The organism is Ancylobacter dichloromethanicus, from assembly GCF_018390645.1.
Lineage (GTDB): Bacteria > Pseudomonadota > Alphaproteobacteria > Rhizobiales > Xanthobacteraceae > Ancylobacter > Ancylobacter dichloromethanicus.
In genome coordinates this window covers 320,705-345,612 of record NZ_JAHBGC010000038.1, presented here as the reverse complement: position 1 = coordinate 345,612, position 24,908 = coordinate 320,705, and the positions used below count along the sequence as shown (strand labels likewise).

At 68.0% G+C, this 24,908-nt stretch carries 25 protein-coding genes and 2 pseudogenes; 14 read left to right on the top strand and 13 right to left on the bottom strand.

Translation table 11 applies throughout. The features are described 5' to 3' along the window. The first annotated feature begins 99 nt into the window (after nucleotides 1-99). The 4 genes from KHC23_RS17955 (at nucleotide 100) to KHC23_RS17940 (ending at nucleotide 3,401) form a co-directional block, all read left to right on the top strand. Nucleotides 100-396, top strand: a complete 297-nt coding sequence (locus tag KHC23_RS17955) for a GIY-YIG nuclease family protein (RefSeq protein WP_213374279.1) — start codon at nucleotides 100-102, stop codon at nucleotides 394-396. A gap of 233 nt (nucleotides 397-629) precedes the next feature. After that, on the top strand, nucleotides 630-1,667 hold the full coding sequence (locus tag KHC23_RS17950; RefSeq protein WP_213374276.1) for an aspartate-semialdehyde dehydrogenase: 1,038 nt from the start codon (nucleotides 630-632) through the stop codon (nucleotides 1,665-1,667). Between the two features lie 139 nt (nucleotides 1,668-1,806). Further along, nucleotides 1,807-2,445, top strand: a complete 639-nt coding sequence (locus tag KHC23_RS17945; RefSeq protein WP_271188593.1) for a DUF1007 family protein — start codon at nucleotides 1,807-1,809, stop codon at nucleotides 2,443-2,445. After that, on the top strand, nucleotides 2,442-3,401 hold the full coding sequence (locus tag KHC23_RS17940) for a nickel/cobalt transporter (protein WP_213374274.1): 960 nt from the start codon (nucleotides 2,442-2,444) through the stop codon (nucleotides 3,399-3,401). Before KHC23_RS17945 ends, KHC23_RS17940 begins: the two co-directional genes overlap by 4 nt. A gap of 106 nt (nucleotides 3,402-3,507) precedes the next feature. Here KHC23_RS17940 and KHC23_RS17935 read toward each other — a convergent pair whose 3' ends face one another. The 8 genes from KHC23_RS17935 to KHC23_RS17900 all read right to left on the bottom strand — a co-directional run bounded on the left by KHC23_RS17935 (nucleotide 3,508) and on the right by KHC23_RS17900 (nucleotide 13,165). Beyond that, the gene (locus KHC23_RS17935; RefSeq protein ID WP_213374272.1) at nucleotides 3,508-4,248 is read right to left on the bottom strand and encodes an acetoacetate decarboxylase; all 741 of its coding nucleotides are present in this window, start codon (nucleotides 4,246-4,248) and stop codon (nucleotides 3,508-3,510) included. Nucleotides 4,249-4,351: 103 nt separating this feature from the next. After that, nucleotides 4,352-7,792, bottom strand: a complete 3,441-nt coding sequence (locus KHC23_RS17930; protein WP_213374270.1) for an autotransporter family protein — start codon at nucleotides 7,790-7,792, stop codon at nucleotides 4,352-4,354. A gap of 186 nt (nucleotides 7,793-7,978) precedes the next feature. Next, a complete protein-coding gene (locus KHC23_RS17925) occupies nucleotides 7,979-8,974 on the bottom strand; it encodes a WD40 repeat domain-containing protein (RefSeq protein WP_213374268.1) in 996 nt (331 codons plus the stop codon). 199 nt (nucleotides 8,975-9,173) lie between these two features. Then, nucleotides 9,174-10,148 carry a CobW family GTP-binding protein gene (locus KHC23_RS17920; RefSeq protein WP_213374266.1) on the bottom strand — a complete coding sequence of 325 codons (975 nt, stop codon included), beginning with the start codon at nucleotides 10,146-10,148 and terminating at the stop codon, nucleotides 9,174-9,176. A 133-nt stretch (nucleotides 10,149-10,281) separates the two neighbouring features. Further along, complete coding sequence (locus KHC23_RS17915) at nucleotides 10,282-11,262, bottom strand: metal ABC transporter substrate-binding protein (RefSeq protein ID WP_213374264.1); 981 nt, start codon at nucleotides 11,260-11,262, stop codon at nucleotides 10,282-10,284. Nucleotides 11,263-11,274: 12 nt separating this feature from the next. After that, on the bottom strand, nucleotides 11,275-12,141 hold the full coding sequence (locus tag KHC23_RS17910) for a metal ABC transporter permease (protein ID WP_213374262.1): 867 nt from the start codon (nucleotides 12,139-12,141) through the stop codon (nucleotides 11,275-11,277). Then, nucleotides 12,141-12,890: a zinc ABC transporter ATP-binding protein AztA gene (aztA, locus tag KHC23_RS17905; protein ID WP_213374531.1), complete on the bottom strand. Its 750-nt coding sequence runs from the start codon at nucleotides 12,888-12,890 to the stop codon at nucleotides 12,141-12,143. The genes KHC23_RS17910 and aztA overlap by 1 nt, the downstream gene beginning before the upstream one ends. Continuing rightward, a complete protein-coding gene (locus tag KHC23_RS17900; RefSeq protein WP_246544716.1) occupies nucleotides 12,890-13,165 on the bottom strand; it encodes a hypothetical protein in 276 nt (91 codons plus the stop codon). The genes aztA and KHC23_RS17900 overlap by 1 nt, the downstream gene beginning before the upstream one ends. 307 nt (nucleotides 13,166-13,472) lie before the next feature. Here KHC23_RS17900 and ppa point away from each other — a divergent pair, with 307 nt between their 5' ends. After that, a complete protein-coding gene (gene ppa, locus KHC23_RS17895; RefSeq protein ID WP_213374258.1) occupies nucleotides 13,473-13,997 on the top strand; it encodes an inorganic diphosphatase in 525 nt (174 codons plus the stop codon). 108 nt (nucleotides 13,998-14,105) lie between these two features. Here ppa and KHC23_RS17890 read toward each other — a convergent pair whose 3' ends face one another. Genes KHC23_RS17890 through KHC23_RS17880 form a run of 3 tightly spaced genes read right to left on the bottom strand, consistent with a single transcriptional unit; the run spans nucleotide 14,106 to nucleotide 16,300 of the window. Beyond that, complete coding sequence (locus KHC23_RS17890) at nucleotides 14,106-15,155, bottom strand: Ldh family oxidoreductase (RefSeq protein WP_213374256.1); 1,050 nt, start codon at nucleotides 15,153-15,155, stop codon at nucleotides 14,106-14,108. Continuing rightward, a complete protein-coding gene (locus KHC23_RS17885) occupies nucleotides 15,155-15,973 on the bottom strand; it encodes a creatininase family protein (RefSeq protein ID WP_213374254.1) in 819 nt (272 codons plus the stop codon). Before KHC23_RS17885 ends, KHC23_RS17890 begins: the two co-directional genes overlap by 1 nt. A 39-nt stretch (nucleotides 15,974-16,012) precedes the next feature. After that, the gene (locus KHC23_RS17880) at nucleotides 16,013-16,300 is read right to left on the bottom strand and encodes a RidA family protein (protein WP_213374252.1); all 288 of its coding nucleotides are present in this window, start codon (nucleotides 16,298-16,300) and stop codon (nucleotides 16,013-16,015) included. Nucleotides 16,301-16,463: 163 nt separating this feature from the next. Here KHC23_RS17880 and KHC23_RS17875 point away from each other — a divergent pair, with 163 nt between their 5' ends. The 9 genes and pseudogenes from KHC23_RS17875 (at nucleotide 16,464) to KHC23_RS17835 (ending at nucleotide 23,950) form a co-directional block, all read left to right on the top strand. Then, entirely contained in the window at nucleotides 16,464-17,495 is a 1,032-nt protein-coding gene (locus KHC23_RS17875) for an ABC transporter substrate-binding protein (protein WP_213374250.1), read from the top strand. 61 nt (nucleotides 17,496-17,556) lie between these two features. Continuing rightward, nucleotides 17,557-18,384 (top strand): ABC transporter ATP-binding protein, encoded by an 828-nt coding sequence (locus KHC23_RS17870; RefSeq protein ID WP_213374248.1) that lies wholly within the window; start codon nucleotides 17,557-17,559, stop codon nucleotides 18,382-18,384. Nucleotides 18,385-18,396: 12 nt separating this feature from the next. Then, nucleotides 18,397-19,179: an ABC transporter permease gene (locus KHC23_RS17865; protein ID WP_213374246.1), complete on the top strand. Its 783-nt coding sequence runs from the start codon at nucleotides 18,397-18,399 to the stop codon at nucleotides 19,177-19,179. A 2-nt stretch (nucleotides 19,180-19,181) separates the two neighbouring features. Then, nucleotides 19,182-20,489 (top strand): cytosine deaminase, encoded by a 1,308-nt coding sequence (locus KHC23_RS17860; RefSeq protein WP_213374529.1) that lies wholly within the window; start codon nucleotides 19,182-19,184, stop codon nucleotides 20,487-20,489. Nucleotides 20,490-20,637: 148 nt separating this feature from the next. Then, nucleotides 20,638-20,898, top strand: a pseudogene (locus KHC23_RS17855) (FAD-binding protein); the annotation flags it as partial. After that, nucleotides 20,898-21,485, top strand: a complete 588-nt coding sequence (locus KHC23_RS17850; RefSeq protein ID WP_213374244.1) for an NAD(P)H-dependent oxidoreductase — start codon at nucleotides 20,898-20,900, stop codon at nucleotides 21,483-21,485. The pseudogene KHC23_RS17855 and the gene KHC23_RS17850, both read left to right, overlap by 1 nt. A gap of 124 nt (nucleotides 21,486-21,609) precedes the next feature. Next, the gene (locus KHC23_RS17845) at nucleotides 21,610-22,104 is read left to right on the top strand and encodes a MarR family winged helix-turn-helix transcriptional regulator (protein ID WP_213374242.1); all 495 of its coding nucleotides are present in this window, start codon (nucleotides 21,610-21,612) and stop codon (nucleotides 22,102-22,104) included. Nucleotides 22,105-22,191: 87 nt separating this feature from the next. Beyond that, entirely contained in the window at nucleotides 22,192-23,175 is a 984-nt protein-coding gene (locus tag KHC23_RS17840) for a 2-hydroxyacid dehydrogenase (RefSeq protein WP_213374240.1), read from the top strand. A 13-nt stretch (nucleotides 23,176-23,188) separates the two neighbouring features. Continuing rightward, nucleotides 23,189-23,950, top strand: a complete 762-nt coding sequence (locus tag KHC23_RS17835; protein WP_213374238.1) for an AprI/Inh family metalloprotease inhibitor — start codon at nucleotides 23,189-23,191, stop codon at nucleotides 23,948-23,950. 37 nt (nucleotides 23,951-23,987) lie between these two features. On the opposite strand, the pseudogene KHC23_RS17830 reads toward KHC23_RS17835, so the two are convergent. Next, nucleotides 23,988-24,152: pseudogene (locus KHC23_RS17830) on the bottom strand (JAB domain-containing protein); the annotation flags it as partial. Nucleotides 24,153-24,255: 103 nt separating this feature from the next. After that, entirely contained in the window at nucleotides 24,256-24,486 is a 231-nt protein-coding gene (locus KHC23_RS17825) for a helix-turn-helix transcriptional regulator (RefSeq protein WP_025828128.1), read from the bottom strand. Nucleotides 24,487-24,908 lie beyond the last annotated feature (422 nt).

The following is a 24,908-nucleotide window of genomic DNA, read 5'->3' as shown; positions in this document are numbered from 1 at the left end:
TCATCCGGGACGAAGAAACCCCTTCCATACTCCCCAACGCGACGTCATCCTGAGGTGCGAGCGCAGCGAGCCTCGAAGGATGGTCATCCGGGAACGAAAATGGGTGCGTTCGTCTACATGCTGCGCTGCGCCGACGGTTCGTTCTATGTCGGCTCGACCAGCGGTTCGTTGGAGAAGCGCCTCGCCGAGCACCAGAGCGGCAGCTATCCCGGTTATACGTTTCGGCGCCGGCCGGCAGTTTTAGTGTGGTCCGAACCGTTTGAACGCATCACCGACGCCATCGCGGCCGAGCGGCAGATCAAGGGCTGGAGCCGGATCAAGAAACAAGCGCTCACGCGAGGCGAGTGGGAGACGCTGCGACAGGCCGCGCGACGGCCGTCACGCCGGGAAGGGTGACGCGCGAGGTCGACCATCCTTCGAGGCTCGCTGCGCTCGCACCTCAGGATGACGTGGCTTTTAGGTACAGCCTCGACGGGTCGGAGTTCTCATCGGAGCGCCGTCATCCTGAGGGGGCGCGCAGCGAGCCTCGAAGGATGGTCATCCCCCACCCGTTGCCCTCTTGCCCCTTATCGCGTAAAAGCCCGCGCTCGCCCGAGCCTGTGAATGGCAGGGCCTTCAGGAGATCAGACATGGGCTACAAGGTCGCCATCGTCGGTGCCACGGGTAATGTGGGCCGCGAAATGCTCGACATCCTCTCCGAGCGCGGTTTTCCCGCCGACGAGGTGGTCGCGCTCGCTTCCCGCCGTTCGGTCGGCACCGAGGTTTCCTTCGGCGACAAGACGCTCAAGTGCAAAGCCCTGGAGAACTACGACTTTTCCGACACCGACATCTGCTTGATGTCGGCCGGTGGCGACGTGTCCAAGGAATGGTCGCCGAAGATCGGCCGCCAGGGCTGCGTGGTGATCGATAATTCCTCCGCCTTCCGCTACGATAGCGACGTGCCGCTGATCGTGCCGGAGGTGAACGCCGATGCCATCACCGGCTTCACCAAGAAGAACATCATCGCCAACCCCAACTGCTCGACCGCCCAGCTCGTCGTGGCCCTCAAGCCGCTGCACGACAAGGCGACGATCAAGCGCGTCGTCGTGGCGACCTATCAGTCGGTCTCCGGCGCCGGCAAGGACGCCATGGACGAGCTGTTCGCGCAGACCCGCGCGGTGTTCGTCTCCGACCCGGTGGAAGCCAAGAAGTTCCCCAAGCGCATCGCCTTCAACGTCATTCCTCACATCGACGTCTTCATGGAAGACGGCTACACGAAGGAGGAATGGAAGGTGATGGTCGAGACCAAGAAGATCCTCGACCCCAAGATCAAGCTCACCTGCACCGCCGTGCGCGTGCCGGTGTTCATCTCCCATTCCGAGGCGGTGAACGTCGAGTTCGAGAACCCGATCAGCGCCGAGGAAGCCACCGAGCTGCTGCGCAACGCGCCGGGCGTGCTGGTCGTCGACAAGCGCGAGCCGGGTGGCTACATCACCCCCTATGAGGCGGCCGGCGAGGACGCCACCTATGTCTCGCGCATCCGCGAGGACGCGACGGTAGAGAACGGCCTGTCTTTCTGGTGCGTGTCGGACAATCTGCGCAAGGGCGCGGCGCTGAACGCGGTGCAGATCGCCGAAGTGCTGATCAACCGCAAGCTGATCCAGCCCAAGGCGCAGAAGGCCGCCTGAGGCGACCCTCGCGAGGCGTGGAGAGATTATGACGGCCGCCTCCGGGCGGCCGTTGCCGTTTGCGGCGCGGATCGTCACCATTCCGCCGAACTCAGCCGCCACCACTGCGTCACCGCGGCTGCATCGGAGATGGCCCGACGTGATTCAGCGACTTATGGCGACCCTCATCGTCCTCACCGCCCTCACCGGCTCCGCGCTCGCCCACCCTCATGTCTGGGTCGAGGTGCACTCCGAGCTCGACTACGCGCCGGACGGCACGCTTTCCGGCGTGCGGCATCACTGGAAGTTCGACGAGGCGTTCTCGACCTATGCCCTGCAGGGGCTCGAGACGACGCCCGACGGCAAGCCGAGCGAGAAGACGCTGAAGGATCTGGCGCAGGTGAACATCGAATCCCTGCATGAATTCGACTTCTTCACCTATGCCAAGCGCGGCAAGCAGGACATCAAGTTCCTGCCGCCCAAGGACTATTCCCTCACCTATGACGGCACGGCGCTGACCCTGCACTTCACCCTGCCCTTCGCCAAGCCGCCGGCGCGAAAGGGCGAACTGGCGCTCGATGTCTACGACCCGACCTATTTCGTCGCCTTCCAGCTCGCCGACGACAACCCGGTGACGCTCGCCGGCAATGCCGGGGACTGCGCCCTGACGCTGCATCGCCCCGACCCGGCGGCGACCGGCAGCTCGACGACGCTGTCGGAGGGTTTCTTCAATGCCCTCACCTCGGCGAGCCAGTTCGGCTCGCAATTCGCCAATCGCGTCACGGTGAAGTGCTCGTGATCCGCCGGCTGGCGCTGTTCGTCCTGACGCTGGCCGCCGGCGCGCTGATGCTGCACCCCGTGCTGGCGCAGAGCCCGTTCGGCGTCGGCGCTCCCTCGCCACCCGAGGCGGGGGGCTTTGCCGGCTTCATCCTCGCCAAGCAGGCGGAGTTCTACCGCCTGCTCACCTCGGCGGTGCGCGCCTCAAAGCAGGACGGCCATGCGGTGCTGCTGCTCGGCGGCATCTCCTTCGCCTATGGCGTGTTCCACGCCGCCGGGCCCGGCCATGGCAAGGCGGTGATCTCGTCCTACCTGCTCGCCAACGAGGCGACGCTGAAGCGCGGTGTCGGCCTCGCCTTCGCCAGCGCGCTGGCGCAGGCGCTCACCGCCATCGTGGTGGCCGGCATCCTCGCCGCCGTCATCGGCGCCACCGCCGCCACGATGAGCCGGGCGGTCACCGTCATCGAGCTAGCCGCCTATGGCCTTATCGTCCTCATCGGCCTGCGCCTCGCCTGGAGCAAAGGCCGCGCACTCGCCGCCGCCTGGCGCGGCGGGCCGGCGCACCTGCACGGTCCGGATTGCGGTTGCGGCGACGACCACGCCCACATGCCGGCCCCGCAGGATCTGCCGCGTGGGCGCGGCTGGCGCGAATGGTGGGGGGCGGTGATGTCGGTGGGGCTACGTCCGTGCTCCGGCGCCATTCTCGTGCTGGTCTTCGCGCTGGCGCAGGGCATCTTCTGGGTCGGCGCCGCCTCGGCCCTGCTGATGGGCGTCGGCACGGCGCTGACGGTAAGCGGCGTCGCCGCACTCGCGGTATTCGCCAAGCACGCGGCAGTGCGGCTCGCCGCCAATCGGCCCGGCTCGGTGGCGGCAGTGGCGTTACGTGGCGTCGAGTTCCTCGCCGCGCTGGCGCTTGTCGCCTTCGGGCTCGCGCTGTTCTTCGGCTTCATGGCAACGGAACGGCTGACGCTGGGCTAGCGCCCCGCCTGCCCCTTATCGCAGACCGCCGCCGGCCGCGCCGAGACCGGATGATGTCGGCGCGAGCCGGCCCCGCGCAGCGCCGTGGCCGGGAAGCTGAAGGGCTTCAGTCCTTGAGATAGTCGTGGACCACCGTGCCGAGGCCGAGGGTGAGGTCGGTGCGGAAATGCGCCGCCGACAGCACTTCCAGCACCGGGAGCTTGGCGACGTCGGCCAGTGCGTGCGGAAACAGGCCGAGAGCGCCCGGCCCGGTCCACGCCTCCTGCACGACGACATTTTCCAGATGGTACTCGACCAGTTCGCACACCCGTGCCGAGCCATCGACATGGGGAATGATCTTGATAACCCAGTTCGGCCCCAGCAGCGATGCGTGCAGGGCCGCCTTGTCGAGCGCCTCGAACTTGTAGCCCATGGTGGCGGAGGTCACGAGGACACTGCCGTAATGCAGCGTCCCGACCAGCGTGTCGCTCTCGATGCGCAGCGACGGTTTGGCGAGTTTCTTGGGAAAGCCCCACAATTCGCGGCCGCCGGCAATCGGCGCCTCGTCATCCAGATACATGGAATGGACGTAGCCGCCCTTTACCCCGTTTAGCTCGACCGGGATCACCTGCCCGGTTTCGGTGTAGTCGCCGAAGCCGGTGGAATCCGGCATGCGGATGAACTCGTATTTGACGATCGGCTCGACCACCTTGAGCGGCTCGGGCACCACCTTCTCCAGCGCCGCCGGATCCGTGCGGTAGGTGATGACGAAGAATTCGCGGTTGAAGAACCTGTACGGCCCCTTGGGGTAGGAGGGGCTGGTGAGCGGCATGGAATAGGCGGTGCGGCGAACGTCTTCGATCTTCATGTCGGGGGACCTCCTGGGCGACGCAGCAGCGTAGCCGATCTGCCGCGTCGCGCGGGAGTCGCGGCGGCCGGACCCTGGCGTTTCGGGTCCGGCCGCGCAGGGCTCAGAAGCGGTAGGTGAAGCCGCCCTTGACGGTGTTGGTCTCGACCTCGCTGGCGAACTGCCCCTCATAGCCGAGGTTCAGCAGCACGTTCTCGCCCACCGCGAAGTCGACGCCGGCACCGAACAGGAAGCTGTCCTCGGCGATCGGCGCGCCGGCAACGGTGAAGGCCGTGCCGGTCGAGGCGAAGGCCATGCCGAGTTCCGGCGTGATATCGCCATAGGCGTGACGCCAGGCGAAGCTCGCATGCGGGGTCACCGTGCCTTCGCCCATGGCGAAGGTGGTGGCGAGCCGCAGGCCGAGCGTCGAATAGGGCACGTCATAGGAGAGGCCGGAGGAGACCAGCCCGCTGGTGAACGCCCCGGTCTCGGTGAAGCTGTCGGTGTCGATCCAGCTCCACGCCATCTGCGCGAAGGGCTCCAGGGCGATGCTGCCGGCCTCGAAGGCATAGGCGGCCTCGACGAAGACATTCGCCGTCGAGCCATCATAGGAGCCGAGCGGGTTCTCCAGCAGGCTCAGCATGGACACGGTGCGCGTCGTGTCGATGTCGCTCCAGCCATAGCTCACCCCGCCGCGCAGGTGGAAGGCGTCGAAGCTGGCGCCGGCATAGGCGGCGAGGATCACCGTGTCGGCATCGGCACTGCTCAGTCGGTCGTCGACATCGGAGCTGGCAGAGGCGTAGCCGGCCGCCAGACCGAAGGTGAAGTTGCCGGAGGTCACGTCGCCGCCGGCGAGGAAGCCGCCGAGCGAGGAGTCGACGTCGGCGGAATTGCCGGTGCCGTCCGCCGAGTTCCACTGGCCGAAGCCCTGCGCCCAGGCCGCATAGACCGGACCCACCGGCTCCGCCGGCAGGGCCTTGACCGGGAACGGGCTCGCCGCTTCCGGCGCCTTGGCCGCATAGGCCGTCACCGGCCCGCCGCTGGCCAGCGCCGCCAGCGCCGGGGAAGCGCCCGTCGCCGAGACCTGGCGCAGGCGGCCGACCAGCGTGTCGGCGATCAGCGAGGACTGATAGAACAGCGTGGTGCCGAGCGAGGCATGCACCTCGCCGGACAGCAGGTCGTAGCCGGCGCGGATCGCCTGTTCCTGCCCGGTGGTGCCGGCGAGCACGGTCGCCTGCAGCAGGCTGCCGTCGGCGCGATCAAGGGCGCCGGCGACGCTCGCCTGGTTGGCGGTGCGGGCGAGGCTGGCAAAGGCGACGTCGTTGCGCGCGATCGACAGGGTCACCGACGCGTCGTCACGGCCGAGCTCGGCATCGACGAACAGGAAGCCGGGTTCCTGGAGCGCGAACTGCGCGGCCGGCGTGGTGGTCGAGGCGGCGGAGACGATCTCGTAGACCGCGCCGTCATAGATCGGCCCGATCGCCGACAACACGACCGTGCCACCATTGATCGCCAGCGTGTCGGTGACGATCTGGTCCGAGGCGAGCCCGCTCAGTTCGACCTCGTAGAACGAGCCGGCCTCGAAGGTCGTCGTGCCGGCGACGGTCACGGTGCCGATGGAGTTGCCGGGCGACACCGTGCCGCCCTCGCCGACGGTCAGTTCGCCGACGGCCGCGTTGCCGCCGAGGAAGCCCCCGTCGCCGACGGTGAGAGCGGCCGATGCCAGCGAGCCGTTCAGGACGAAGTCGCCATCGACCTGCACCTCGCCGTCGAAGGCGGACGTGCCCGTGCCGGTGAAGCTGGAACCCTCGTCCACCAGCAGCGTGCCGAAGTCGCGGTACTGCGCATCGTCGCCGAGCAGGGACAGGTCGAACGTGCCGCTGCCGCCCAGTTCGAAGGTGTTGTAGCCGTCATTGCCGAGGACCAGGCCGACCACTTCGCTGCCGTCCATATAGACGAACAGATCGTCGCCGCCGCCCATGTCGACCGCGACCTCGTTGTCGCTGCTGATCAGGCCGGCATTGACGATGGTGTCATCCTGCGTGCCGATGAGGGTGATCGCCGTGCCGTCGGAACGGATCGTGCCGGCATTGTAGATCTGCGTCGCGAACGGGGCGGCCCCCTGCGAGCTGTCGTCGATCAGTATGGCGCGGCCGACATCGTCGAAATCGACGTTCGGGAAATTGTCGAAGGCCTCGATCACGCCGCCTTCGTAATTGTAGATGGTGCCGCCGCCGGCGGCGATGCCGTCCGCCGTGTTCGGGTCGCCGTCATTGGTGCCGGTGGCGCCCGTGCCCTGGATCAGGCCGTAATTGTGCAGCAGCACCTGGCCGTCGACATCGACGCCATCGCCGTCGCCGTCCGGCACCCCGTCCACTTCGCCGTCATCGTCGATGAGGCCCGTCACTTCGCCGCGAATGGTGCCGTAATTGACAACTTCGACGAGCGTGTCGCCGCTGCTGTCGACGTTGATGCCCGAGCCGTTGCGGCCGACGATCAGGCCGCCCTCATCGTTCTGCAACGTCACGGCACCGTCGCCGGTCACGCCATGCTTGGCGCCGATGATCTGTCCGGTCGAGGTGTTGACCACGGTGCCGCCATCGTCCTGGAAGTCGATGCCGTCGCCGTCGCTGGTGAGGTCGGTGGACTGGATGAGGCCGTGATTGATCACCACGGCGCCGCTGCCGGGGCGGATGCCATCGGCGACCGCGGACTGCAGCGTGCCGTAATTGACGATGGTGATGTCATTGTCCGGCGAGGTCAGGTCGGCGAAATCGAGCGCCTGCCCGGCGCCGCCGTCGATCAGGCCGTGGTTCTCGATGTAGATCTGCGCGTCCGAGGTGTCTGAATCGGCGGCGAACTTGAAGCCGTCATCCATGCCCAGAATCTGTCCGCCCTCTTTGTTGATGAGGGTGAACGAGACCAGCGTGTCGATGCTATCCTCGTCGTCGATCTTCAGGGCGCGGCTTTCCGCCTCCAGCGTCTGGATGGTGCCGGAATTGGTGAGGACGATGGTGCCCGCGCCGAAGCGGATGGCATCGTTGTCCTCGGCGGTGATGGTGCCGCTATTGTCGATATTCACATAGGCGCTTTCCGCCGTCGCCTTGTTGAGATCGAACACCTGGCCGCCGGTAGCGGTCATCGAGCCGGTGTTGACGACGTACAGTTCGCCATCGGCGAAAGCGCCGTTGATGCGCACCGTGTCATCGTCCGAGGTGATGTCGCCAGCATTGTGGAAGGTGAGCGTGCCGCTCACATCGGCGGCGCTGTCGAGCGTGCGGTCGCTGCTTTCGATCGTGCCGTTGTTGCGCAGGTCAATCCCCGCGCCGGTGGCCGGCGCGCTCCAGGTGATCGCCGTTCCGTCGACCTCCAGCGCGCCGCCCATCTCGATCAGGCCGGTATCGGTCCCGGACACGCTTTGCGGGTTGGTCTCGACCACGCCATTCGGCACGGAGAAGGACTCGGCGCGGGCGCCGGAGGCGATGGCGATGGCGAGCGGCGCGACGAGAAAGGCGCCAGCGGCTACCAGCGCAAGGCCGCTGGTCGATGAAAAATAGCGATTCATGGCAAGAAATCCCCGGACATCTTCTTTTGATACCTCCGGCTAGCGGGCGGCGATGACAGCGGGGTGACAGTTCGCCGGCGCACGCGCCGTTCTTCGCGCAACCGCTCCACGCGCGCGCCGGACGTGGCGCCGCGACCACAGTCGGGCCGTTAAGCTATTGATATGTCTTATGGTATCAAAAGACCGTCAGAAGACGACGAGCCCCGCCGCGCCGCTCTCGGTGCCAATGGCGAGGGCACCGCCATCGCCGCGCCAGGCCAGGGCTGTGACGGGCGCGGCATCGGGGCTGCGCAGCAGGATTTCGGCGCCGTCGGAAATCCGCACCATCAGCACCAGCCCGTCCTCATAACCGCAGGCGATCACCTCGTCGCGCGGATGGGCGGCAACGGCCGAGACGCGCACGTCGCGCGGCGCCAGCATGGTCGGCTGCTTGCCCATCGGCCCCTCCTTGCTGGCGAAGGGCCAGAGGATCGCCTCGCTGGAGCCGGAAGTGGCGAGGAACTTGCCGCCCGCGGTGAAGGCCATCGAGGTCACCCGCGACGGGTAGCCCGACATCCGCATATGGCCGCCATCGGCGAGGCGCCAGCCATGCAGCGCCGCCTCCTGCATGGTCGTCACCACGAAGCGCGTGTCCGGGCTCCACATCACGCCGCGATGCGAGCCTTTCCATTCCAGGAATTCCGGCTTGGCCTGGGCGTTGGGGAACCACAGCGAGACGCCGCCATAATGGGCAACGGCGAGGCGCGTGCCCTTCGGCGCGAAGGCGAGGCCGCCAACAGTGGAGGGGAAGTCGTGCGACTTGCGCTCGCCCTTGCCCGGCTGGAAATGCGCGGTCTTGCCGGCGGAGAAGGCCACCGCGCCATCCGGCCCAGCCGCGACCTGGTCGATCCAGCGGCCCTTCTGCTCGAACAGCGCCTGCATCGTGCCATCGGCCAGCGTCGCCACCACCCGCCCGTCATCGCCGCCGGTGAGGAGACGTCTGTCGTCGCCGGCCACCGACAGCACTGCGCCCTTATGCGCCGCGAGCCGCGTCTCTCCTTCACCGACCAGCACCACCTCGCCCTCGCCGAGCGCGAAGGCGGCGCTCGCGCCGAGGAATCGGACGCCCACCACGGCACCGTCGAGATCGAGCCGGCGGAGTTTCGAGGTGAGGGAGGAGGGAGAGGAGGAAAGAGGGGGCATCGGCTTCCGGCGGCTGGGGACTGACATGCCCGGTTAGCCTAAAAGCAGCGCCGCGTCACGGGCGGATGCCCTGCCCGCTCCGCGTCATCCCGAAGCGACCGCCCGCCCGCGCCGGGCATCGTCATCGGCCTGCCGACCGATGCCGGTTCCACGCCGCCCCGCGGCCGGCGCGACGGCCGGCGCGCGCCGGCCCCCGCGCTCAGGCGACGCAGCTCAGGAAGCCCTTCTCCAGCGCCGCCGCGTCAAGCTGCCGGCCGATGAAGACGATGCGGCTCGTCTTCGCCTCGTCCGCCCGCCAGGGGCGCTGGTGGTCGCCGTCGAGGATCATGTGGACGCCCTGGAACACGAAGCGGTCCGGGTCGTCCTTGAAGGCGAGGATGCCCTTCGAACGCAGGATGTTCGGCCCTTCGGTCTGGGTCAGTTCCTGAATCCAGGGGAAGAACTTGTCGGCATCGAGCGGCTTGTCCGAGGCGAAGGAATAGGAGCGCATGTCCTCGTCGTGAAAGTGGCGGTGGCCACCTTCCAGAAAGTCCGGGTCGATGGCCTGGATGCGGTCGAGGTCGAACGCGCCCTGCCCCAGCACCTTGTCGATGGCGATCTCCGAGCGCTGGGTGCGATGGATGCGGGCGAACGGGTTGATGGCGCGGATGCGCATCTCCACGTCCTTCAGGTCGGTCTCGGAGACCAGGTCAGTCTTGTTGAGCAGGATCACGTCGGCGAAGGCGATCTGGTTCTTGGCTTCCGGCGCGTCCTTCAGCCGGTCCTTCAGCCATTTGGCGTCGGCCACCGTCACCACCGCGTCGAGCATGGTCTTGGCGCCCACCGTCTCATCGACGAAAAAGGTCTGGGCGACCGGGGCCGGGTCGGCGAGGCCGGTGGTCTCGATGATGATGCCGTCGAAGTCGTTCTTGCGACGCAGCAGCCCGTCGATGATACGGATGAGATCGCCGCGCACCGTGCAGCAGATGCAGCCATTGTTCATCTCGAACACTTCCTCGTCGGCGCCCACCACGAGGTCGTTATCGATGCCGATCTCGCCGAACTCGTTGACCACGACAGCGAATTTCTTGCCGTGCGGCTCGGAGAGGATGCGGTTGAGCAGCGTCGTCTTGCCGGCACCGAGATAGCCGGTGAGCACGGTGACGGGAATCTTGGCGGAAGCCATGTCGGCCATGGTGAACTCCAGTGAGTCTCAAACGCGTCGTCCCGGACGCCGCCGCGCGGCGATCGGGGACCGCTTGTCCGTTCAAATATACCACGCGTCCCGTGCCGTCCTGCGGCCGCCCGGGACGCGGACAGATCAGGGGTCAGCTCGACAGGGCCGAGGAGAGCTGGGCGATGTTGTTCTTCACCATGTCGATGTAGGTGCTCGCCGGGCCCTTGTCATCGGAGAGCGCGTCCGAAAACAGTTCGCCGCCGATCTTCGCCTTGGTCTCCTTGGCGATGCGCTTCACCAGCCGCGGATCGGAGATGTTCTCCATGAACACGGCCGGGATGTTCTCGGCCCTGATCTGGCGGATGATGCGGGCGACGTCCTTGGCGGAAGCCTCCGACTCGGTGGAAACGCCCTGCGGGGCGATGAACTCGATGCCATAGGCGGCACCGAAATAGCCGAAGGCGTCGTGCGAGGTGATGATCCGCCGATTGCTGGCCGGAATGGTCGCCACCGCGGCCTTCACCTCGGCGTCGAGCGCCTGGAGCTTGGCGGTGTAGGCGGCGGCATTGGCCTCGTAGGCCGCCTTGCCCGCCGGATCGGCGGCGATCAGCGCGTCACGGATATTGGCGACGTAGATCTCCGCATTGGGCACCGACTGCCAGGCATGCGGATCGATGCCGCCATGGTCATGCTCGGCGTGATCGTGGTCGTGATCCTTGTCGTGGTCATGCGCGTCGGCATGATCGTGCCCTTCCTCGTCCTCCTCGGCCATTTCGCGCGGCGTGATGCCCCTGGTGGCGACGACGATCTCGGCCTTGGTGCCGGAGGCCTTCACCAGCCGATCGATCCAGCCCTCGAAGCCGAGGCCGTTGACGAAGACGATCTGCGCGGCCGCCACCTTCTTGGCGTCGGTCGGCGCCGGCTGGAAGACGTGGGCGTCGCCATTGGGGCCGACCAGGGTTGTGACCTCGACCCGGTCGCCACCGACCTGTTTGACGAAATCGCCGAGGATGGAGAAGGAGGCGACCACCGGGATCTTGGTCGCGGCCTCCTGCGCCGCGGCGGGGGCCGCGAAGGGAAGGGCCGCGCCGAGCGCGAGCGCGGCGGCGAGATACAGACGGCGGGTGAGCATGCGGGGGGCTCCTCAGGCTTCAAGATGGCGTTGCGGCAGGAAGCGGGGCAGCAGCCCGCCCACCGGCCCGAACAACACCGACAGCGCATAGGCACCGCCGGCGACGAGGATGATGGCGGGCCCGGAAGGCACGCCGGAATGATAGGAGACCAGCAGCCCCAACACGCCGGAGCCGCAGGCGATCAGCACCGAGAGGCCGATCAGTGTCGTCAGTTCGCGGGTCCAGAACCGTCCGGCGGCGGCGGGCAGCATCATCAGCCCGACCGCCAGCAGCGTGCCGAGGGCGTGGAAGCCGCCGACCAGGTTCATCACCACCAGCGCCAGGAAAATCAGATGGGTCGGCGCCCCGGCCCGGCTCACCGAGCGCAGGAAGCCGGGATCGACGCTCTCCAGCACCAGCGGCCGCCAGGCCAGCGCCAGCGCCACAAGGGTGAGGCTGGAGATCGAGACGATGAGCAGCAGAGTTGCGTCGTCGAGCGCCAGAACGGTGCCGAACAGCACATGCAGCAGGTCGACATTCGAGCCGCGCAGCGACACCAGCAGCACGCCCAGCGCCAGCGAGATCAGGTAGAAGGCGGCGAGCGCCGCGTCCTCCTTCATCTGCGTCGCCCGCGCCACCGCGCCGGCCCCGAGCGCCACCGCGAAGCCGGCCACCAGCCCGCCGGCGGTCATGGCGTACAGGTTGAGCCCGGCGGCGAGAAAGCCCACCGCGGCACCGGGCAGGATGGCATGGGCCATGGCGTCGCCGGCAAGACTCATGCGGCGCAGCATCATCAGCACGCCGATCGGGCCCGCCCCGACGCCGAGCGCCAGCACGCCGACCAGCGCGCGACGCATGAAATCGAACTCGGCGAAGGGACCGATGAGAAGATCGTACATCACGCCGCCCTCCCCGATGCTGGCGCGCAGGCGGGGGCGTCCTCGTCCCAGGCCTCGCACATGCGCCGCGCCTCGGCGAGATTGTCTGATGTCAGCACCTCGCCGGTCGCGCCCCAGGCGACCGCCTCGCGGGCAAGCAGAAGGGTGCGGGGGAAATGGCCGCGCACCAGCTCGAAATCATGCAGCACGGCGATGACGGTGCGCCCCTCGCCGTTCCAGCGGTTCACCAGCGCGGTGAGGTCGGCGATGGTGCCGGCATCGAGCGCGGTGAACGGCTCGTCCAGCAGCAGCAGGCGCGCATCCTGCAGCAGCAGGCGGGCGAACAGGGCGCGCTGCATCTGGCCGCCCGAAAGCGTGCCGATCGGCCGGGCCTCGAAGCCCTCCAGCCCGACAGCGGCGACGGCGTGCTCGATGCGCCCGCGATCGGCGCGGCTGATGCCGCCAAACAGCCCGGCGCGGCGCCACAGGCCCATGGACACAAGGTCGTAGACGTCGATGGGGAAGGAGCGGTCCAGTTCCGCCGCCTGCGGCAGATAGGCGATCTCCCGCGCCGGCACGGTCCCCTCGATGCGGCCGGTCAGCGGCGAGAGCACGCCGGCGATACCCTTGAGCAGGGTCGACTTGCCGGCCCCGTTCGGCCCGCAAATGGCGAGCATGTCGCCTTCCGGCACCTCGCCATCGAGGTGATGCACGGCCGGGTGGCGGTCATAGCCGAGGGTAAGATTGCGGAAGGAAAGGACGTTGCCCATCACGCGCCGGCTCCGATCACCGCCAGGGCCATCGCCCAGAGCAGCGCCGCCAGCGGCAGGGCGATGGCGAGGCGCTGCAGGGCGGAAAGCCGCAACAGCGAGAAGCCCGGTCGCGCCGGGGGATGCCGCTCCCCCGCCGCATGCGCGTGATGGCGATGCCCGTGGGGGCGGCGGGAAACACCCGCATGGCCCGCCGCGCCGCGCGGCGCGGCGCCGGCATGGTCATGTTCGTGGCCCGGAGGATGAGCCTGCCCGTGCCCGACGGCGACAGCCATTCCACGCCCATCCGGAGGGGAGCGATCAGGTGCGTGGTCGTGCAGGCGGACGGGGGCGACGGACATGCTCAAACTCCAGAGGCGGAATTGATACTGCATATCCCAACCCCGCGTCCAGCAAAAAGATATACTGTATCAATTGCCGGACGAAGCGTCATCGCGTCCGTGCCGGCCATGCCGATGCGGCCTGCCCGTCGAATTGATGCGACGAGACGTCTCGACGGCGCGCCCGCATCGACTTATGAGAGGGCGCCTCATGCCGCCGGCCTTGCCGGCCCGTCGATCCGGAGCCCGTTGGAGCCCAATCATGGATATTTCGCGCATTTCGGTCGGGCCCAACCCGCCCGACGAAGTTCATGCCATCATCGAGATCCCGGCCGGCGGCGCGCCGGTGAAGTACGAGATCGACAAGGAATCGGGCGCGCTGTTCGTCGATCGCTTCCTGCACACGCCGATGTTCTACCCCGGCAATTACGGCTTCGTCCCGAACACGCTCGGCGATGACGGCGACCCGATCGACGTGATCGTCGTCTCGCCGATTCCGCTGCTCGCCGGCTCGGTGATCGCGTGCCGGCCGATCGGGGTGCTGATGATGACCGACGAGAAGGGTGGGGACGAGAAGATCCTCGCCGTGCCGGCGGACTCGGTCTACCCCTACCATGCCAAGGTCAAGAGCTATGCCGACCTGCCCCCGCTGATCATCGATCAGATCGGCCACTTCTTCACTCACTACAAGGATCTGGAGAAGGGCAAGACGGTCTCGATCGCCGGCTGGGAAGGCCCCGAGCGCGCCCGCGAGCTGATCCTCAAGGCGATAGCCGCCTATAAGTGACCGCGTATTGGTGACCCCGGCGCCGCTTTGGCGCGGCGACACGCGAAAGGCCCGGACCTGTCCGGGCCTTTTTGCTGTCAGGCTGCCCGGTCCGCCCGGCCGCCCCGCCTATTCCGCGAGATCCTCGAACCCCATCTGCGCCAGCGCCCGCTGCACCCCCGCGCTCAGCGTCACGCCCTCCTGGGCGGCGCGCGCGCGATTGACGAGACGGCGCGCGCCCGGCAGGCGTGCCCCGGGCTCGCTCTCGATGGCCCGCGCCAGCCGCTCCAGATGGTCGAGATAGGCGTCGCCCGCCATCGCGCCAGGATCGATCGCGATGATCACGTGGCCGACCGCGGCGGGTGGCCCCTCGCCATCGAAGAAACTCGGCGCGTCGAAGGAGAAGGTGGAGGCCGTCAGCGCCGCCGCCATCACCTCGATGACGAAGGCCAGCGCGGTGCCCTTGGCGTCGCCCATCGGCACCATGGTGCCGGCGAGCCCGGCCTTGGCGTCGGTGGTCGGGTTGCCCTGTGCATCGAAGGCCCAGCCCTCGGGGATGGTGTCTTCGCCCCGCTGCACGGCGGCCAGGATGTTGCCGCGCGCCACTCTGGCGACGGAAAGGTCCACCACCGCCGGTGCCCGCCCCTTCAGCGGCGTGGCGAAGGCGATCGGGTTGGTGCCGAACACCGCCCGCTTGCCGCCCCACGGGGCGATGGAGGCCGAGGCGTTGGAAAAGGCGAGCCCCACCAGCCCCTCACGCGCAAGCGCCTCCACCGGCTGGCCGGCGACGCCGAAATGGCTGGAGCGGCGCACCGCCATCAGCGCGATGCCGCTCTCGCGGGCAATCGCCGCCAGTTCCGGCAGGCCGAGCGCAAGAGCGGGGTAGGCGAAACCGTTGCCGGCATCCACCGCCAGTACCGAGGGCGCGACGCGGCGCATCTTCGGCACCGCGTGGCCGTCGATCTTGCCCGCCGCCGCCATGGCGCCGTAGCTCGGCAGCCGCGTCAGGCCGTGCGTGCCGAGGCCGTCCGCCTCGGCGCGCACCAGCGCGTCGGCGGTGATGGCGGCGTTAGCGGGCGACGTGCCGAAACGCTCCAGCACCCGCGCCGCATAGGCGCGCGCGGCATCGAGTGCGAGAGTGCGACCGTGAAACCCCATGCGGGCGACCGAGCCTTCCATCAGAGCGCCGCCCCGCCGAGCGGGCCCGCCGGCAGCCGCGACAGGTCGAAACGGTGCACGTCGCCAAGCAGTTCGACGAAGGCGCGGGCGCCGTAGAGCGCGCAGGCCTCGCCTTTCTCCAGGTTCGCCTCGCTGGCGTCGCCCATGGCGCCGGTGGGCTGGATATCCTGCGCCATCCAGCCGAAGCCGGCCGGCGAGCCGGCGCGCAGGAAGGCGAATTCCTGCTCCATCGCCAGCGTCACCGGCGGGAAGTCGCGCACCTCGTCCTCGCGCACCGTGTCGGGCCGGAACGCCAGCATCAGCGCGGTTTCCACCCCGCCGGCGTGGATGCCGTGCTGGCGCTCCTGCGCGGTGAACAGCCCTTCCGGGTAGCCGAAGCGATGCCAGGAGACCGTCACCGCCAGCATGCCCAGCCGGGCGCGCAGTTCGCGCGCCACGAGGTCGAGAATCGGCACGTTGCCGCCATGGGAATTGACGATCACCAGCTTGCGCACGCCTGCGCGGTGCACGCTCTCGCCGATCTCGGTCCAGGCGCGGGTCACCGTCTCCGCGGACAGGGTCAGCGTACCGGGAAAATGGATATGCTCGTTGGACTTGCCGATCGACTGCAACGGCAGGAAGACGGCGGGGATGTCGGCCGGCAGCAGCCGCGCCACCTCCTTCAGATAGCCCTCGCCGATGAAGGCGTCGACGCCGACCGGCAGATGCGGCCCGTGCTGCTCCACCGCCGCCACCGGCAGCACGGCGATCCAGTTCTGCGTGTCGCCCTGCGCGAAGGCGGGCCAGGTGAGTTCGGTCCAGAAGCGTTTGGGGGGCATGTCGCAAGGTCCGGTCGATGCAATGGGCGCGTTTTAGGCTCAATCGATCGTCGCCGCCAGCGCCTCGAACTCCACCTTGAATTCGGGGCGGGTGAAGCCGGCAACGATCATCAGCGTCGAGGCCGGCGACGGATCGGCGAGACAGGCGTAGATGGCGGCCTGGCAGAGCGCCGCCTGCGCTTCCACGCTCTCGGGAATGACGTCCTCCACCGACACGCCGAGCTGGCCGGAAACCAGCGGCGGGCGGGCCCCGGGCGGTATGCGCACGGCATGGCTGTCGCGCGCGAAAGGCCGGCGGATGCTGGGCGGCACGAGATGACGGAGCATGGCTGAGTTCTCCGGCTGGGCACGGCAGGCAGGCCCGAAAAGTGAGCCTCCCGCATTGCGCGGGCCTGTCGCCAAGGCCTATGTGCATGGCGAATAAGCTCGCCTATCATGGCGGCACAGCTTCCGTCACGCACCGCCTCAACGTACCCGGATGGAGATTTCGATGCGCCCGCGTCTGTCGCGCTTGCGTTGCCTCTTCCCCCTCGCCGCGCTGGTGGCCGCCGCGCTGGTGGCCGCCGCGCTGCTGCCCGCCAAGCCGGCCCATGCCGCCGACAAGGTCACCTTCGGCACCAACTGGGTCGCGCAGGCCGAGCATGGCGGCTTCTACCAGGCGCTGGCGGACGGCACCTACGCCAAATACGGGCTCAATGTCACCATCCAGCCGGGCGGTCCGCAGGCCAACAACCGGCTGCTGCTGCCGGTCGGCAAGATCGATTTCTACATGGGCGGCAACATGCTGCAGGCGATCTCCTCGGTCGTCGAGGAGATTCCCACTCTGGTGGTCGCGGCCATCTTCCAGAAGGACCCGCAGGTCCTGATCGCCCATCCGGACGTGACCGAATTCGAGCAGCTCAAGACCCGCACCCTGTTCATCTCCAAGGAAGGCCTGGCCAGCTATTACCAGTGGCTGGTCGACGAATACGGCTTCAGCGAGGACCAGGTGAAGCCGTACACCTTCAACGCCGCGCCGTTCCTCGTCGACAAGAACAGCGCCATGCAGGGCTACGTCACCTCCGAGCCCTATGCGGTGGAGCAGCAGGGCGGCTTCAAGCCGACGCTGTTCCTGCTGGCCGATTACGGCTTCGACACCTACGCCACCACCATCGAGACCCGCAGCGAACTGGTGAAGCGCAATCCCGACCTGGTGCAGCGCTTCGTCGATGCCTCGATCATCGGCTGGTACAATTATCTCTACGGCGACAACGTGAAGGCCAATGCGCTGATCAAGCAGGACAACCCTGAAATGACCGACGCCATGATCGCCTTCTCCATCGCCAAGATGAAGGAATATGGCATCGTCGATTCCGGCGACACCGCCTCGCTCGGTATCGGCGCCATGACCGATGCGCGGATGAAGGATTTCTACGACAGGATGGTGAAGGCCAAGGTGCTGGAGCCCGGCATCGACTACGCCAAATCCTACACGCTGCAGTTCGTGAACAAGAGCGTCGGCAAGGAACTGGCGCCGAAATGATGCGCCGCCGAGATTGCCGGGCGCAGATGCCATCGCCCTCCCCCCTGTGCATCGACCGCGCATGAACGCACCGGCACCGGACCTCGATTCGCGGCAGAGCGTGGCCGGCACCGCCCCCGGCACGGCGCTGCTGCGCCTCAGCGGGGTCGGCAAGCGGTTCGCCAATGCCGTCACCGCGCTGGAAGGGCTCGACATGGACGTGCGGCAGGGCGAGTTCGTCTCGCTGCTCGGCCCTTCCGGCTGCGGCAAGTCGACCGCGCTGCGCCTCATCGCCGGGCTCACCGAGCCGAGCGAGGGCCGGCTCGACTGGCACGAGGAGGAGACAGTCCGCCGCGTCGCCGAGCCTCGTTCCATCGGCTTCGTGTTCCAGGAGCCGACGCTGATGCCGTGGGCCAGCGTGTTCGGCAATGTCCATCTGCCGCTCAAGCTCGCCGGGACCAGCCGACGCGAGGCCGAGCCGGCCATCGCCGAAGCGCTGGAACTGGTCGGCCTTGCCGGCTTTCGCGACGCCTATCCGCGCGAACTCTCCGGCGGCATGAAGATGCGCGTCTCCATCGCCCGCGCCCTGGTCACAAAGCCGCGCCTGCTGCTGATGGACGAGCCCTTCGCCGCGCTCGACGAGATCACCCGTTTCAAGCTCAACAACGATCTGCTGGAGGTGTGGCGGCGGCTCGGCTGCACCATCGTCTTCGTCACCCATTCTGTGTTCGAATCGGTCTACCTGTCCTCGCGCATCCTGGTGTTCCGCGCCCGGCCGGGGCGGGTTTCCTCCGAACTTGTCATCGACCCGAACCAACCGCGCGACGAGGCCTTCCGCACCTCGCCCGAATATGCCGGCCTGTGCCGCGAAACCTCCCTCGCCCTTGCCCGGGCGATGGACGCGCACTAGGCGGAGGCGGAGATGGCCACCTCGCCGCTGCGCTGGTTCCTGCCCCTCGGCGTGCTGGTGGCGCTGGTCCTTGCCTGGTCGCTGGTGGTCAAGATCAACAATCTGCCGCCCTATGTGCTGCCGGCGCCGGGCGAGGTGCTGGAGACGCTGATCGAGGACCGCGCCGTCCTGTTCGCCTCCATGCTGGTGACGTTGCAGACCACGGTGATCGCGCTGCTCTTTGCCGTCGCCGGCGGGGGTGCGCTGGCGCTGATCTTCGCCAGCGCCCGCATCGTCGAATTCTCGCTGTTCCCGATCGCCGTGATCTTGCAGGTGACGCCGGTGATCGCGGTGGCGCCGCTGATGCTGATCTACCTCTCCACCGATGCGGCGGTGCTGGTCTGCGCCTGGATCGTCGCTTTCTTCCCCGTGCTGTCCAACACCACGCTGGGGCTGAACTCGGTCGACCCTAATCTGCGCGACCTGTTCCGCCTCTCGGGCGCCTCGCGCGGGCAGACGCTGGTGCAGCTCAAGCTGCCCACCGCCCTGCCCTATTTCCTCGGCGGGCTGCGCATTGCCGGCGGGCTGGCGCTGATCGGCGCGGTGGTCGGCGAGATCGCCGCCGGCTCGGCCGGGCAGGGTTCGGGCCTCGCCTTCCGCATCGTCGAATCCGCCTACCGGCTGAACATTCCGCGCCTGTTCGCGGCGCTCATCCTGATCTCGCTCACCGGTATCTTCATCTACGCCGCGCTGAGCCTGCTCTCCTGGCTGGCGCTGCGGCGCTGGCACGAGAGCGAACTCGGCGGCCGGACATGACGATGCCCGACCTCAAGGCCGCTCCCGCCGGCTATGTGCTCGGCCATGCGCACGTGCCGGCCTGCCTCATCCCCGTCATCGCCGGTCCGGCGGAGGTGGAGGGGCTGGTCGCGCTCGACATCGCGCTGGAGGGCGGGCGCATCGCCCGGCTCGCCCCGGCCGGCATGCTCGGCGACGCCGGGCCCCGGCTCGACCTCAAGGGTCGGCTGGTGCTGCCCGGCCTGGTCGATATCCACACCCATCTCGACAAGGGTTTCATCTGGAAGCGGGCACCCAACCCGGACGGCACCTTCGACGGCGCGATGAACGCCGTCGCCGCCGACCGCGCCGCGCACTGGAGCGAGGACGACATCCGCCGGCGCTTCGATTTCGCCCTGCGCTGCGCCCATGCCCATGGCACGGTCGCCATCCGCACCCATCTCGATTCGGACGGCCCGCGCGCGGCTGCCGCGTGGCGGGTGTTCAGCGAGATGCGCGAGAGCTGGCGCGGGCGGATCGACCTGCAGGCGGTCGGCCTCATCGCCATAGACGGCGTCCTCGATGACGGGCGTTTCGCGCAGCTTCTGAACCTGGTGCGCGAACATGGCGGGCGGCTCGGCAGCTACACCTACGTGACCCCCAGCCTGACGGTGGGGCTGGCGCGCCTGTTCGACGCCGCCGAGCGTTTCGGCCTCGGCCTCGACCTTCATGTCGACGAGCGCGACCGCCACGGCCGCGGCCTCGCCACCCTCGCCCGAATGGCAGTCGACCGGCGCTTCGAGGGCCCCATCCTCGCGGGCCATTGCTGCGCGATGGCGGTGAAGGACGCGCATGAGATCGGCCACACGCTCGATCTGGTGGCGCAGGCCGGCATCGCCGTCGTCTCCCTGCCGATGTGCAACCTCTATCTCCAGGACCGGCATCCCGGCCGCACCCCGCGCTGGCGCGGCGTCACCCTGCTGCACGAGATGAAGGCGCGCGGCGTTCCGGTGATGGTGGCGAGCGACAATGCGCGCGACCCCTTCTATGCCTATGGCGACCTCGATCTGGTGGAAGTCTACCGGGAAGCCGCCCGCATCGCCCATCTCGACCACCCGCATGGTGATGGGCCCGCGCTCATCGCCCGCACCCCGGCCGTCCATATGGGCCTCGAAGCCGGCATGCTCGCCCCCGGCGGTCGCGCCGACCTGTCGATTTTCCCGGCGCGCAGCCTCAATGAATGGCTGTCCCGCCCGCAGCCGGACCGGACCATTCTGCGCGGCGGGCGCGCCATCGACACCACCCCGCCGGACTATGCCGAACTCGACGACCTGATGGAGCCTCCCGCGTGAGCCGAGGCAAAAGCGTCATTCTTTCTGCCCTAAGGGCAGGGCTCGCAGGCATCCGCACCGGGGACAGTCCGGCCCCGGTGCGCCAGAAGAGCCGTGACGTCTACCGGTACTGCCCGACATCAATGCCGCCTGTGCCGACAGCGGGCAGGAGCTGCGGCTGGCGGAAATCGTCGCCCGGCACGAGGATCGCGGCATCCCGGTGTTCAACCCGTACCGTTCCACGCGGGAGGAAGGCGGCATGAAGCAGACCGACGCGGCGCAGATCTCCTTCAAGCGCGAAGCGGACCCGAAGGGGCTGCTCGATCCCGGCAAGATGATCGCCTGGGATCACCCCGATTTCGACTTCCCTGCCGGCCGGACCTATCTGTTCGCAGGCCTGGAAAGCCGAACCGCAGGGGATGCCGGCTGATGCGCGCGCTGGTCGTCTATTGCCACCCGGTGGCCGAAAGCTTCACCGCCGGCGTGCGCGACGCCGTGCTGCGCGGGCTCAGGGCCGCCGGGCATGAGGTCGATCTCATCGACCTGCACGCTGAAGGCTTCGACCCGGTGATGGGCCGCGACGAGCGCCTCGGCTATCACGAGCCCGGGATCAACGTGCTGCCCGTTGCCGGCTATCTGGAACGGGTGAAGCGGGCCGAGGCGCTGATCTTCGTCGCGCCCACCTGGTGGTACGGCCCGCCCGCCATGCTGAAGGGCTGGCTCGACCGCGTGCTGGTGCCGCATGAGACCTTCGGCATGCCGCAGCCGAACCGGCCGCTGGAACGCCGGCTCACCAATATCCGCGTTCTCGCCGCCGTGACCTCGCTCGGTTCGCCCTGGTACTGGTGGCTGTGGATCGGCCAGCCGGGGCGGCGCATCCTGCTCGACGGCATTGGCGGCATCATTCATCCGCGGGCGAAAAAGCTTTGGCTCGCCTTGCACAGCATGGATTCGGCCAGTGCTTCCAGCCGCGCGACCTTTCTTTCCCGGGTCGAGGCACGCTTTTCGCGGCTGTGAGAGAAGGCGGATTCAACGAGAACTTTGACGAACTGCGTAATTGCGGCCATGTTCGTGTCACGGCAATGCGTTACTCGCGCGTTAGATATTTGTCGCCGTGGCGTATTCGGTCGCAGGAGCGCCCATGAAAGACGGCTTCGACAAGAAGATCGGCCAGAGACTGCACCATGTGGCGCGCCTCCAGCGCGCTCTCGCGGCGCGTCGCCTTCAGGACATCGGTTTGTTTCCCGGGCAGGAAACGGTGCTCAAGCTGCTCTGCGAGACCGACGGCCGAACCATGACCGAGCTCGCCGCCGCGTTGCGGGTGCGCCCGCCCACCGCGTCCAAGACGGTGGGCCGGCTCTCCGCTCAGGGCCTGCTGGTGCGCCGCGCCTCGGAAGGCGACGCTCGCCTCGTGCGGGTACATCTCACCGATGAGGGACGCCATCGGGCGGAGGCGATCGACGCCATCTCCGATTCGATCGAGGATTCGATGACCGCCGGCCTCGACGGCAAGGACCGCAAACGGCTGCGCAAGATGCTGCGCAAGATCGAGCGCAACCTTTCCGCCCAGCTCGGCGCCGTCACCGCCGACACCGAGGAGGACGCCGAGGACGGCCTTGAGGAAGAGCCGGCCTGACGGCGTGAAGCCATCGACCGCGAGGGGGCTTGAAACCAGCCGGGCTTTGGTGAGGAATACCGGCCCCTTCGCGCTGAGGAGTGCCCCATGCCCGCCCGCCCCGACCTTCTCCAGACCGGCCCGATGATGGGCATGATCGAGGCGCAGCTTCGCGAGCATTTCACCGTCCACCGGCTCGACGCGCCCGACGCCGAGGCCACCCTCGCCGAGGTCGGCCCGCGTATCCGCGCCGTCGCCACCGGCGTCGGCTCCACCGGCGGCGGCGCCCGCCGGGTGACCGACGCGCTGATGGCCCGGCTGCCGGCTCTGGAAATCGTCGCCAATTTCGGTGTCGGCTATGATTCGGTGGATGCCGAGGCGGCGGGTCGGCGTGGCGTCGTCGTCACCAACACGCCCGGCGTGCTGGATGACGAGGTGGCCGATCTTACCGTCGGGCTGCTGCTCGCGACGCTGCGGCAGATTCCGCAGGCCGAGCGGCATCTGCGGGAGGGGAAATGGCCGTCCGGCGGCTTCCCGCTCACCGCCACCCTGCGCGACCGCGCCCTCGGCATCGTCGGCATGGGGCGCATCGGCCGCGCCATCGCCCGCCGGCTGGAAGGTTTCGGCCGGCCGATCGCCTATCACAGCCGCCGCCCGGTGGCGGACGTGCCCTATACCCATTATCCCGACCTCATTGCCCTGGCCCGCAATGTCGATGCGCTGATCGTCATCGTGCCCGGCGGCGCCGAGACCGAACGCATGATCAATGCCGGGGTGCTCGCCGCGCTCGGGCCGACCGGTGTGCTGATCAATGTCGCGCGCGGCTCCGTGGTCGACGAGCCGGCGCTGATCGCGGCGCTGCAGAACGGCACCATCGCTGCCGCCGGCCTCGACGTCTTCGCCGACGAGCCGCATGTGCCGGACGCGCTGATCGACATGGACAATGCCGTGCTGCTGCCGCATGTCGCCTCCGCCACCCACGTCACCCGCAACGCCATGGGACAGCTCGTGGTCGACAATCTGCTGGCCTGGGCGGAGGATCGGCCGGTACTGACGCCGGTGCCGGAGACGCCGGTGAAGCCGGCGCGTTGATGAGGAGCCGCGCATGGATGCGGGCCGCAGGCCCTACCCGAGCCGACGTCGCCCGGTTGTGCTAGCGGCCGCCGCCGCGCTCGCCGTGCTGCTCGCGGCGCCGGGCCGGGCGGAGGACAGCGCGGCGCCCGGCGACGAGCCACCGCCGGCCGCCACGCTCGCCGCCGAGTACCGGCTGACCAACGCCGATGGCGACCGTGTCTGCCCGCTTGCGCTGTCCGAAAGGCCACTGGGCCGCAGGGGCGTCGCGGCCGAGCGCTATGAGGTTGGCCTCGATCGGCCGGCCTGTGCCGACGCCATCCTGTTCAGCGTCGACATCGCCTCCTGGGCTCCCGGCCCCGGCAACGCCATCCGCCTGCACGGCCCGGATGACACGCTGGTGGCGGAATTCACCGAGGGGGTCGGCGGCACATGGGAAGCGCTGCGCGAGGGCGACGGCGTCTATTTCCTCGTCAATCCCCGCCTTGCCGATCCCGGGCTGCACGCGGCCGATCTCGTCGGCGCCTGGGATGTCGCCGAAACCGCCGGCGAGCCGGCCTGCCACATCGAGCTGACCGGGACCGATGCCGGCGGCGGCACCTTCCGCGCCCGGCTGGTCGGCCGCTGTCCGGCCGGCCTCGCCACGCTCGCCCCCGATCGCTGGCGGCTCGACGGCGGCGGCCTCGTGCTGCTCGGCGCCGGTGGCGACGGCCTGCGTTTCGCGGCGCAGGAGGATGGCGGGTGGGAGAAGGTTCCCCCCGACGAGGGTCCCCCGCTGCTGCTCAGCCGTCCCTGACGGGGCCCCGGCGAGACGAGGCTCAGATATCAGCGGCTCAGATCAGCCGCAGCCCGCGCAAGGAGGCATGCCCGTCCTTGCCGACGATGATGTGGTCGTGCACCTCGATGCCGAGCGGCTTGGCCACGTCGATGATGGTCTTGGTCATCTGGATGTCGGCATTCGAGGGCGTCGGGTCACCGCTCGGGTGGTTGTGTATCAGCCAAGGCAGATTTATAATATCATGAAATTGCGCCATTTTTTGCGATTTCATCGGCGACTGGTGCCGGGCATTGGGATATGTCCACAATGCTCGACCGTGATTGTCACGCTTGATCACCGACGTGCTCATCGAGTCGCTTTGAAGCGCGGCACTTCACTCTATTCCCTTCGTCCCACGCTTCAAGCTCGTCGATCGGATAGAGGACGGCCTTACCGATCTTCACAAACGACGGTCCAATTTTCATAGCGCGCCAGTTTCGGAGAGTTCCTACCGAGACGCCTCCACGATAGCGCTCGGTCACTTCTTCCGGAGTGAGGAATTTGGTTTCTGACATACTGCCTCCTGCGATCGGTACGCTTCGGCGCTTTGTTGCCGACCATGGGGTGGTGGTCGGACGCGAGGTTGTGCCTCTGAGTGAGACCGTCACTCAGCATCACTACCAGGCTTGCCGGTTTCCGGCGGCTCACGCTGTTGCACGGAAATGGATGCACAAGAGCACGCGAGGAGGGAAGGCCTGTCCTGCGGGCGTAGGGGAGGCGGCAAGTCTCGGCTAAAAATCGGCGGGGTGTGACACGCGTGAGGCGCGTCAATTGAGGGGCGTTGGCGCGCTCGCAGTTTAACCCGCGAGTCCAAGCATCCCGAACAGCTTTTCGAACCGGCGCGAATGCGTCCCTTCATGAGCGCTGCCCTCCGAAGGCTGATGTCAAGGGTGTCTGTGTTGGATAGAAGTAGAAGAAGGCAACGAGTTTCAATGAG